Origin of the sequence: Micromonospora endophytica (assembly GCF_003236305.1) — a bacterium.
In the GTDB taxonomy this organism is placed as follows: Bacteria; Actinomycetota; Actinomycetes; order Mycobacteriales; family Micromonosporaceae; genus Micromonospora; species Micromonospora endophytica.
Genome location: NZ_POTX01000211.1, coordinates 1 through 10,206, shown reverse-complemented (window position 1 = coordinate 10,206; position 10,206 = coordinate 1). Strand labels below are relative to the sequence as shown.

At 71.0% G+C, this 10,206-nt stretch carries 9 protein-coding genes; 2 read left to right on the top strand and 7 right to left on the bottom strand.

From position 1 onward, the window contains the following. The 5 genes from C1I93_RS23870 to C1I93_RS23850 all read right to left on the bottom strand — a co-directional run. A partial coding sequence (locus C1I93_RS23870) for a DUF998 domain-containing protein (protein WP_111245530.1) occupies positions 1-581 on the bottom strand: 581 nt, incomplete at its 3' end. A 407-nt stretch (positions 582-988) separates the two neighbouring features. Next, on the bottom strand, positions 989-3,022 hold the full coding sequence (locus C1I93_RS23865; protein ID WP_111245529.1) for an ABC transporter ATP-binding protein: 2,034 nt from the start codon (positions 3,020-3,022) through the stop codon (positions 989-991). Positions 3,023-3,498: 476 nt separating this feature from the next. Beyond that, the gene (locus C1I93_RS23860) at positions 3,499-5,232 is read right to left on the bottom strand and encodes an ABC transporter ATP-binding protein (protein ID WP_111245528.1); all 1,734 of its coding nucleotides are present in this window, start codon (positions 5,230-5,232) and stop codon (positions 3,499-3,501) included. Further along, the gene (locus C1I93_RS23855) at positions 5,226-5,693 is read right to left on the bottom strand and encodes a MarR family winged helix-turn-helix transcriptional regulator (protein WP_111245527.1); all 468 of its coding nucleotides are present in this window, start codon (positions 5,691-5,693) and stop codon (positions 5,226-5,228) included. Before C1I93_RS23855 ends, C1I93_RS23860 begins: the two co-directional genes overlap by 7 nt. Before the next feature lie 78 nt (positions 5,694-5,771). Continuing rightward, positions 5,772-6,218 (bottom strand): DoxX family protein, encoded by a 447-nt coding sequence (locus C1I93_RS23850; RefSeq protein WP_111245526.1) that lies wholly within the window; start codon positions 6,216-6,218, stop codon positions 5,772-5,774. Positions 6,219-6,303: 85 nt separating this feature from the next. Here C1I93_RS23850 and C1I93_RS23845 point away from each other — a divergent pair, with 85 nt between their 5' ends. Then, entirely contained in the window at positions 6,304-6,876 is a 573-nt protein-coding gene (locus C1I93_RS23845) for a TetR/AcrR family transcriptional regulator (protein ID WP_111245525.1), read from the top strand. 254 nt (positions 6,877-7,130) lie between these two features. Here C1I93_RS23845 and C1I93_RS23840 read toward each other — a convergent pair whose 3' ends face one another. Then, the gene (locus tag C1I93_RS23840; protein ID WP_111245524.1) at positions 7,131-8,570 is read right to left on the bottom strand and encodes a GuaB1 family IMP dehydrogenase-related protein; all 1,440 of its coding nucleotides are present in this window, start codon (positions 8,568-8,570) and stop codon (positions 7,131-7,133) included. Between the two features lie 78 nt (positions 8,571-8,648). After that, a complete protein-coding gene (locus C1I93_RS23835) occupies positions 8,649-9,245 on the bottom strand; it encodes a LysE/ArgO family amino acid transporter (protein WP_111245523.1) in 597 nt (198 codons plus the stop codon). Positions 9,246-9,315: 70 nt separating this feature from the next. Between C1I93_RS23835 and C1I93_RS23830 the strand changes: the two genes are divergently transcribed. Continuing rightward, positions 9,316-10,206 (top strand): LysR family transcriptional regulator ArgP (locus tag C1I93_RS23830; protein WP_111245522.1); only part of this gene is annotated, 891 nt, incomplete at its 3' end.

The following is a 10,206-nucleotide window of genomic DNA, read 5'->3' as shown; positions in this document are numbered from 1 at the left end:
GAGAGGGAGAGGGTGAGGAGGGTGAGGAGGGTTACTTCGGTGAGGATGAGGGCGCGTTCGATGAGGCCGTAGAGGGCCCGGTCGCCGGGGTAGGCGGACCACGCCATCGCGGCGGCGAGGACCAGGCTGGCCACGGTGAGGATGCGGAGCCAGCGGCGAGCCCCGGCGGGCAGGCGGGCGGCGAGCAGCCAGCCGGCGACCGGCAGCGCCAGGAAGGCGACCACCGAGGCGTACCGGTGCACGTACGCTGCGGTGTCCATGGTCGTGCCGGGTGGGTTGGTGGGCACCAGCCCGGACACCAGCAACCCGCTGGCCCAGACCGTCAGCATCGCGGTGGCCGTGTGCCGCCGGCTGTCGGGTGGACCGAGCCGGCGTACGGCCGGCACGAGCACGGCGGAGGCGGCGGCGAGCAGCAGCATCGCCACGTGGATCATTCCGCCGGAGTCGGAGACGGCGTAGTCGCTGACGGTCAGGCGCAGTGGATCCAGGTCGGTCACGCCAGCGTGACCGACGACGGCGAGCAGCGCTGCCAGGGCGATTCCACCGAGGGCCAGTACGCCGTTGACGCGGGTTGCGGGCATGCCTCAGCCTGGCGTCGGCGGCACCCCAGGCGGATCCGGGAGGAGCACCGAAAACGAACCCGGGGACCACCCCTACCGATGGCCGCCGCCCGGTGCCGCCTTTGGTTGGGGATCGCCCCGAGGACGTGTCCGACATCACCGAAATGGTCCCTGAGGCCGTGACCAGGGATCTTCCGCCCTCCCACCACCGGGCGGTGGCCGGATCGGCGGATATCGAAGTTGGTGAGCGGCGGGTCGTGGTCGCGGGAAGGCACCACAGCGGCGTACCGTTGTCGGCGCGCGGCCCGCGTCGGGTCCCCCGTTCCTGACGCCGATGGCCGCCCCGGGCCGCTGACAGGTCCCGTGTCAGCGGCCCGGCCTCCCCCGCATACCAGGCCCCGGCCTCGGGGCGCTCGGTGACGGCGGGATCAGCCCGCGGTGGTGACCGTCGCGACAGCCGCCGGGTCGTCGTCGCCCTCGACCGCCTGCCGGAACTGGGACTGGTACAGCCGGTGATAGGGACCGTGCGCGGCGAGCAGTTGCTCGTGGGTGCCCTGCTCGACGATGCGACCCTGCTCCATCATCAGGATCAGGTCGGCGTCACGGATGGTGGAGAGCCGGTGCGCGATGACGAAACTGGTCCGCTCGGAGCGCAGCGCCGCCATCGCCCGCTGGAGCAGCACCTCGGTACGGGTGTCCACCGAGCTGGTCGCCTCGTCGAGGATCAGTAGTGCCGGTTCGGCGAGGAACGCCCGGGCGATGGTGATGAGCTGTTTCTCGCCGGCGCTGACGTTGCTGCCCTCCTCGTCGATCACCGTGTCGTAGCCGTCCGGCAGGCTGCGGACGAACCGGTCCACGAATGTGGCCTGGGCGGCGGCGAGGATCTCCTCCTCGGTCGCGTCGGGCCGGCCGTAGGCGATGTTGTCGCGGATGGTGCCGCCGAACAGCCAGGTGTCCTGAAGCACCATGCCGATCCGGCCGCGCAGGTCGTCACGGCTCAGCGCGGTGATGTCCACCCCGTCGAGCGTGATCCGGCCGGCGTCCAGCTCGTAGAAACGCATGATCAGGTTGACCAGGGTGGTCTTGCCGGCACCGGTCGGCCCGACGATGGCCACCGTGTGTCCCGGCTCGGCCACCAGGGAAAGCTCCTCGATCAGTGGCGTGTCCGGGGTGTACCGGAACGAGACGCGCTCGAACTCGACCCGGCCGTGTGGGTCGGTCACGCGTACCGGGGTGGCCGGGTCGGGGGTCTGCTCGTCGGCGTCCAGCACCGCGAACACCCGCTCCGCCGAGGCCACCCCGGACTGGAGCAGGTTGGCCATCGAGGCGACCTGGGTGAGCGGCTGGGTGAACTGACGGGAGTACTGGATGAACGCCTGCACGTCACCGAGGCTCATCGCACCGGAGGCGACCCGGAGCCCGCCGACCACCGCGATCGCCACGTAGCTGAGGTTCCCGATGAAGAGCATCGCCGGCATGATGATCCCGGAGATGAACTGAGCGCCGAAGCTGGCCTGGAAGAGTTGCTCGTTCTTGGCGTGGAAGGCCGCCTCCACCTCGCGCCGCCGACCGAAGACCTTGATCAGGTCGTGGCCGGTGAACGCCTCCTCGATCTGCGCGTTCAGCTCACCGGTGTGGGTCCACTGCGCGATGAACTTCCGCTGCGACCGCTTGGCGATCTGCCCGGTTACCACGATCGACAGCGGCACCGCGACCAACGCGACCACGGCGAGCAACGGCGAGATCCAGAACATCATGCCGAGTACGCCGACCACGGTGAGCAGCGACGTCAGTAGTTGGCTCAGGGTCTGCTGGAGGCTCTGCGAGATGTTGTCGATGTCGTTGGTGACCCGGCTGAGCAGCTCACCGCGCGGCTGCCTGTCGAAGTAGGGCAGCGGCAGCCGGTTGAGCTTCTCCTCCACCTCCGCCCGTAGCTGGAACACCGTCCGCTGGACCACTCCGGTGAGCAGCCAGCCCTGCCACCACATCAGCAGGCTGGCCGCCAGATAGAGGCCCAACGCCAGCAGCAGCACCCGACCCAGGGCCGAAAAGTCGATCTCCGCCCCAGGCACCACGTCCATCCGGGCGAGCATGTCGGCGTAGTTGTCGTTGCCGGCCGCCCGGGCTGCGGCGACGGCCTGCTCGGCGCTGGTGCCCGGGTCGAGCTGTTGGCCGATCACCCCGGTGAAGATGAGATCGGTGGCGTACCCGAGCACCTTGGGTCCGATCACGGTGAGCCCGACGCTCACCACCGCGAGCGCGATGACCGCAGCCACGTGCAGGCGCTGCGGACGCAGCCGGCTCAGCAGCCGGCGAGCGGTCGGCCCGAAGTTCAGGGACCGCTCCGCTGGCATCCCCGCCCCCATCCACGGCGGCCCGCCGCGCTGGCCGCCGGGCGGCAACCGTTTCGGCGTACGCCCGTCCGCAGCCGACGGCTGCGCCGGTACGCGCTGTTTCCTCATGTCGGCACTCCGCTTCGCTGCGTGCCGGCCTGAGGCACAAGCGCGCTGAGTTGATGATTCGCTCGCTGTCGCTCGCTCATGCCGGCACTCCGCTTCGCTGCGTGCCGGCCTGAGGCACAAGCGCGCTGAGTTGATGATTCGCTCGCTGTCGCTCGCTCATGCCGGCACTCCGCTTCGCTGCGTGCCGGCCTGAGGCACAAGCGCGCTGAGTTGATGATTCGCTCGCTGTCGCTCGCTCATGCCGGCACTCCGCTTCGCTGCGTGCCGGCCTGAGGCACAAGCGCGCTGAGTTGATGATTCGCTCGCTGTCGCTCGCTCATGCCGGCACTCCGCTTCGCTGCGTGCCGGCCTGAGGCACAAGCGCGCTGAGTTGATGATTCGCTCGCTGTCGCTCGCTCATGCCGGCACTCCGCTTCGCTGCGTGCCGGCCTGAGGCACAAGCGCGCTGAGTTGATGATTCGCTCGCTGTCGCTCGCTCATGCCGGCACCTCCGTGGTCTGCTGGGACGCCACGATCTCCGCGTAGGTGGGGCAGTTGGTCAGCAGCTCCTCGTGCCGGCCCACCCCGACCACACCGCCGTCCTCCAACACGATGATCTGGTCGGCGCCGACGATGGTGGAGACCCGCTGGGCGACGATCACGACCGCGGCGTCGGCGGTGACCGGTCGCAGGGCCGCGCGTAGCCGGGCGTCGGTGCCGAGGTCGAGCGCGGAGAACGAGTCGTCGAACAGGTAGATCTCCGGCCGGCGGACCAGGGCGCGGGCGATGGCCAGCCGCTGCCGCTGCCCGCCGGAGACGTTCGTGCCGCCCTGGGTGACCGGTGTGTCCAGGCCCTCCGGCATGGCCTCGACGAAGTCGCGGGCCTGGGCGATCTCCAGCGCCGCCCACAGCTCCTCGTCGGTGGCGTCCGGGTTGCCGTAGCGCAGGTTGCTCGCCACCGTGCCGGTGAACAGGTACGGCCGCTGCGGCACCAGTCCGATCCGGCGCCACAGCTCGTCCGGCGCGAGTTCCCGCACGTCGATGCCGTCGACGAGGACCGCGCCGGCGGTGACGTCGACAAGCCGGGGAACCAGGGTGAGCAGTGTCGTCTTGCCCGCGCCGGTGCTGCCGATGATCGCCGTGGTGGTGCCTGGGGCGACCCGGAACGAGACGTCCCTGAGCACCGGTTCGGCGGCACCCGGGTACTGGAACCGCACGTTTCGCAGCTCCAATTCGGCCCGGGTCGGCACCTCGGTGACCGGGGCCGGGGTGGGCACCACCGAGGAGTCGGTGTCGAGCACCTCCACGATCCGTTCGGCGCAGACCGTCGCGCGCGGCACCATCATGAGCATGAACGTGGCCATCATCACGGCCATCAGGATCTGCATCAGGTATTGCAGGAAGGCGGTGAGCGCGCCGACCTGGATCGCACCCGCGTCCACCCGTTCCGCGCCGAACCAGAGCACCGCCACGCTGGAGACGTTGAGCACCAGCATCACCACGGGAAAGATCAACGCCATCAGCCGGCCGGTGCGCAGGGCGGTCGCGGTCAGGTCGGTGTTCGCGGCGGCGAAGCGTCGCACCTCGTACGGCTCCCGGACGAAGGCCCGGACCACCCGGATCCCGGTGATCTGCTCCCGCAGCACCCGGTTGATCGCGTCGATGCGGGTCTGCATGAGCCGGAAGCCGGGCACCATCCGCCGGATGATCAGACCCAGCGCGACCGCCAGCACCGGCACGCTGACCAGCATCAGCCAGGAGAGTCCGACATCCTCGCGCAGCGCCATCACCACGCCACCGACACTCATGATCGGCGCGGTGACCAGCATGGTGCAGCTCATCAGCACGAGCATCTGCACCTGCTGCACGTCATTGGTGTTCCGGGTGATCAGTGACGGGGCACCGAAGCGGGCGACCTCCCGCGCCGAGAAGGTGTTGACGTGCCCGAACACCGCTGCCCGTACGTCCCGGCCGAAGCCCATGGCGATCCGGGCGCCGAGGTAGACCGCCGCGACGGCGCAGACGATCTGCACCACGCTCACCGCGAGCATCCACCCGCCGGTGCGGATGATGTAGCCGGTGTCGCCCTGGGCGACACCGAGGTCGATGATGTCGGCGTTGAGGCTGGGCAGGTAGAGCGAGGCCATGGTGCCGACGAACTGGAGCAGCACCACGGCCGTCAGCAATCGTTGGTACGGCCGCAGGTGGCCGCGGAGCAACTGGATCAACACGTCGGGCCTCCCGCCGGCCCGCAGGTCTTCTCGTCGCCGCCGATGACCTCGAGCAGGAACTGCCGGATGACCGCCGCTTTCGCCGGGTCGGTGTCGACCGAGGTGAGCGGCCGCCCGGACCGGATCGCGGCGGTGAGGCTGCCGACCCGGTCCTGCCCGGCTGTGGTCAACACCAGTTTGACGCTGCGTCGGTCGGCGTCGTCGCGCTGCCGCTGCACCAGGCCCTCGCGTTCGAGGGTGTCGACGATGCCGGTGAGGGTGGCGGGGCGGACGAAGCACAGTTCGGCCACTGCCCGGTGCGGGAGTTCGCCGTGCTCGGCGAGGGCCATCAGGGTGGCCATCCCGGCCTGGGTCAGGCCGTGCTCCTCGGCGAGGTAGCGATTCCACCGCTGGCTCGCGAGGTGCCCGGCGACCACCAGGAGGCGGCCCAGCGGCACGTCCGCCAGCTGTATCAGACTCATGAGCCGAACATTAGCTAGCTGACAGTCAGGCTCCAAACGAATTTCGTCCCGCCGTCCGGCGGCTGTCGGGTCGCGCGATCAGGGGCCGACCGCCACGGCAATGGTCGCGGCGAGGAACAGGGCCTGAAGCAGGGTACGCCGCCCGAGTGGGGTCACCGGGCGCTCGCTCAGGGTGAGCACGCGACGCGCGGCGGAGACGTTCGCCGGGAACATCGCCAGGAGGAGCAGGGTCAGTCCGGCAGCGGCCCACCTGGCGGTGCCCGGTGCCAGCAGGGCTGCCGCCCCGGCCAGTTCCAGCACTCCGGTCACCGTGACGAGCAGCTCCGGCCGGGGCAGCCGGGGCGGCACCATCGAGATCAGGTCCTGCCGCCGGCCGAGGCCGAAGTGCGCCAGCCCGGTGAGTGCGAACATCGTGGCCAGCCCGACGCGCAGGGCCGGGTGCCAGCCGTCGAGGGCGGTGACCCCGGCCAGTCCGGCCAGCCGAGCGGCAGCCGTGGTGATCAGCAGGGCGATGAGGGGAGCCATGAGAGTGCCTCCTGGAGGGAATCTTGTCGCTGTCAAGATTGGGTCCGACGAGCATAACTTGTCAACGACAAGATATGCTTCCGGAATGAGCGGCACCCGTGGCTATCATCACGGCGACCTGCGTCGGGCACTGATCGCGGCGGCCGTCGAGGTGATCGAGGAAGCCGGGCCGACCGCCCTGAGCCTGCGTGACCTGGCCCGTCGCGCGGGCGTCTCGCACGCTGCTCCCGCGCACCACTTCGGCGACCGGGCCGGCCTGTTCACCGTGCTCGCCGTGCAGGGCTTCGACCTGCTCGCCGAGACGCTGGACGCCGCCGGCACCGACCTGTTGGACCTCGGGGTCGGGTACGTCACATTCGCCGTCCGACACCGCGCGTACTTCGAGGTGATGTTCCACCCCGACCTCTATCGGGCCGACGACCCCGAGGTACGGGCCGCCCGGGCCCGCTCCGGCCGGGCCCTGCGCTCCAGGGTCACGGCGCTGACCGACGGCGGGCCCGACGGCCAGCAGGCCGACGTGATGGCGGCCTGGTCGATCGTGCACGGATTCGCGACCCTCTGGCTGGCCGGCGCGTTCCCCGCCGGCCTCGGTGACGATCCGGGAGAGGCCGCACGAGCCGTGATCCGGCGACTCTTCACCCCACCCCCCAGCGCCTGAGCAAGCCGGTTGCCCGGCCTCACCCGCCGGCCCTCCTCAGGGGCGGCAGTTCAGGGGCGCGTGGGGAACTTTCCCGATACGACCCGACTGCGACGTCAGTCGAGTATGGACGGAGTTCAAGATCCTGGAGGCGGAGACTTGTTACGCCGAACTCTCGCCCTCGCCGTCGGCACGCTGCTCGCCGCGGTGCCCGGGCCGCGCTGCGCCGCGGCCTGACATCGGCGCGGTGGACCCGGCGGGGTGGGCCCGCCGCGTCACCAACTGGTCGGCAGCGGCATCCCCTCGGTGTAGCCGGCGGTGCTCTGCACACCGATCAACGCCCGCTCGTGGAACTCCGGCAGGCTGCGCGCACCCGCGTAGGTGAAGGCGCTGCGTACGCCAGAGATGATCTCGTCGATCAGGTCCTCCACCCCGGGCCGGGCCGGGTCCAGGTACATCCGGGCCGTGGAGATGCCCTCCTCGAAGATGGCCTTGCGGGCCCGGTCGTACGGGCTGTCCTCGGCGGTCCGCGCGCTGACCGCCCGTGCGGAGGCCATGCCGAAGCTCTCCTTGTACCGCCGGCCCTCCTCGTCGGTGTAGAGATCGCCAGGCGACTCGTAGGTGCCGGCGAACCAGGAACCGATCATGACGTTCGAGGCGCCGGCGGCCAGCGCCAGCGCCACGTCACGCGGGTGCCGTACCCCGCCGTCGGCCCAGACGTGGCGACCCAGCCGCCGGGCCGCCGCCGCGCAGTCCAGCACCGCCGAGAACTGCGGACGCCCCACCCCGGTCATCATCCGGGTGGTGCACATCGCGCCCGGACCGACGCCGACCTTGACGATGTCCGCGCCCGCCTCGACCAGATCGCGTACGCCGTCGGCGGTGACCACGTTGCCGGCCGCCACCGGCACGCCCGGGTCGAGACCGCGGACGGTCCGCAGCGCGGAGATCATCCGTTCCTGGTGGCCGTGTGCGGTGTCCACGACCAGGGTGTCCGCCCCGGCCGCCAGCAGCGCGGCGGCCTTGCCCGCCACGTCGCCGTTGATGCCCACCGCCGCCGCGATCCGCAGCCGGCCCTTGTCGTCCACGGCCGGCTTGTAGAGCGTGGCCCGCAGCGCACCCGGCCGGGTGAGCACCCCGACCAGCCGACCATCGGCGTCGACCACCGGGGCCAGCCGTCGCCGGCCCGCCGAGAGCCGGTCGAAGCCGGTACGCGGATCCGCGTCCACCGGCACGGTGTGCAGGTCGGTCGACATCACGTCGCGCAGCTGGGCGAAGCGGTCCACCCCGACCGTGTCGGCCTCGGTAACCACGCCCATCGGGCGACCCGCGTCGTCGACCACGATCACCGCACCGTACGCCCGCTTCGGCAGCAGGTGGATGGCGTCGCCGACGGTGTCGGTCGGGCCGAGCGCGATGGCGGTGTCGTGCACCAGGTGCCGCTGCTTGACCCAGGCGACGACCTCGGCCACCACGTCGATCGGGATGTCCTGGGGAATGACAGCGATCCCGCCGCGCCGGGCCACCGTCTCCGCCATCCGCCGCCCGGCGACCGCCGTCATGTTCGCCACCACGAGCGGGATCGTGGTGCCCGTACCGTCGGCGGTGGCGAGGTCGACATCCAGCCGCGAACCCACCTCCGAGCGGGCCGGCGCCATGAAGACGTCGTTGTAGGTCAGGTCGTACGCGACAGGCGCGTCATTGAGGAACCGCACCCGGCCATCATTGCCGCATGTGGTCTGCGGCGCTTGCCGTGGTAAGCGAAAACACCCGCCCGCCGCGCCCGGTCGTCCTCAGCCGAGCAGCAGCGCGGCCGCCACCACCACCATCACCACCGCGATCACGCCGTCGAGAACCCGCCAGACACCGGCCCTGGCCAGCAGCGGAGCCAGCCGGTACGCGCCGGCACCCAGCGCGGTGAACCAGACCACGCTGGCCGCCGCCGCGCCGAGACCGAACACCCACCGGTGCTGGTGCTGCTGGGCGAGGCCGCCGAGCAGCAGCACGGTGTCGAGATACACGTGCGGGTTGAGGTAGGTGAAGGCGAGGCAGGCCGCAAGCGTCGCGCCGAGCCGGGCCGGTGGACGGTCGGCGGGAGTGAGCGCGCCGGGACGCAGCGCCCGGCGGGCGGCCAGCGCCGCGTACCCGAGCAGGAAAGCCGCGCCGCCCCAGCGGATCGCGGTGAGCAGGTCGGGACGCCCGGCCACCACCGAACCCACCCCGGCGATACCGAGACCGATGAGCAGCGCGTCCGAGGCCGCGCAGGTCAACACGACCGGCACCAGGTGTTCCCGGCGTAGGCCCTGGCGCAGCACGAAGGCGTTCTGCGCACCGATGGCGACGATCAGGGCGATGGCCAGCGAGAAACCGGCGACGGCGGAGGTGAGCACGGGGTCGACGGTAGGGTGCGCTCAGATGCCGGTCCAGCTAAAGATTTTTGCTCTGGTTAAGCTCAGCTTCATGACGGGCTTGGACTCCACCCAGCTCCGTACGTTCGCCGCGGTGGTCGCCGAGGGCAGCTTCGAAGCTGCGGCGCGGCTGCTGCACGTCACCCCCTCGGCGGTCAGCCAGCGGATCAAAGCGCTTGAGGAGACCGTCGGGCAGGTGCTCGTCCGGCGGCAGCGTCCCTGTGACGCCACCGAGGCCGGTCGCCCGCTGCTCCGCCTCGCCGGTCAACTCGTCCTGCTCGAACGGGAGGCACTCACCGAAGCACGGGGAGCACTCGGCGGCGACCCCGGTCGTACCCGGATTGCCGTCGTGGTCAACGCCGACTCGCTCGCCACCTGGTTTCCCGCGGTGCTGTCCCGGCTGCCGGCCGAGCCCGCGCTCTCCTTCGACCTGCGGCAGGACGACCAGGACCACAGCGCGGAACTGCTACGCGCCGGGTCGGTGATGGCTGCGGTGACCGCGCAGCGCGACGCGGTGCAGGGCTGCCGGGTACGCCCGCTCGGCGCGATGCGCTACCGCGCCCTGGCCGCGCCACCGCTCGCGGACCGGTGGTTCGCCGGCGGGCTCACCCGCTCGGCGCTCGCCGCCGCGCCGGTGGTGCTCTTCGACCGCAAGGACCGCCTGCAACACCGCTTCCTGCGTACGGTTACCGGCCGCGTCCTCGACCCACCCACGCACTACGTGCCGTCGGTGCCGGCGTTCAGCGAGGCCATCCGGCTCGGCCTCGGCTGGGGACTGGTGCCGGAACAGATCGCCGACGCCGACCTGGCGGCCGGCCGCTGCCTGGACATCGCGCCGAACCGGGTGGTCGACGTACCCCTCTACTGGCAGCACTGGCACCTGGACTCCCAGGTCCTCACCACCCTCACCACCGCCGTCACCACCATCGCCGCTGCCCGCCTC

Excerpts from the sequence above, each read along its gene's own strand:
- C1I93_RS23865 (WP_111245529.1), bottom strand. The coding sequence starts at position 3,022 with ATGAGGAAACAGCGCGTACCGGCGCAGCCGTCGGCTGCGGACGGGCGT.
- C1I93_RS23855 (WP_111245527.1), bottom strand. The coding sequence starts at position 5,693 with ATGAGTCTGATACAGCTGGCGGACGTGCCGCTGGGCCGCCTCCTGGTG.
- C1I93_RS23850 (WP_111245526.1), bottom strand. The coding sequence starts at position 6,218 with ATGGCTCCCCTCATCGCCCTGCTGATCACCACGGCTGCCGCTCGGCTG.
- C1I93_RS23845 (WP_111245525.1), top strand. The coding sequence starts at position 6,304 with ATGAGCGGCACCCGTGGCTATCATCACGGCGACCTGCGTCGGGCACTG.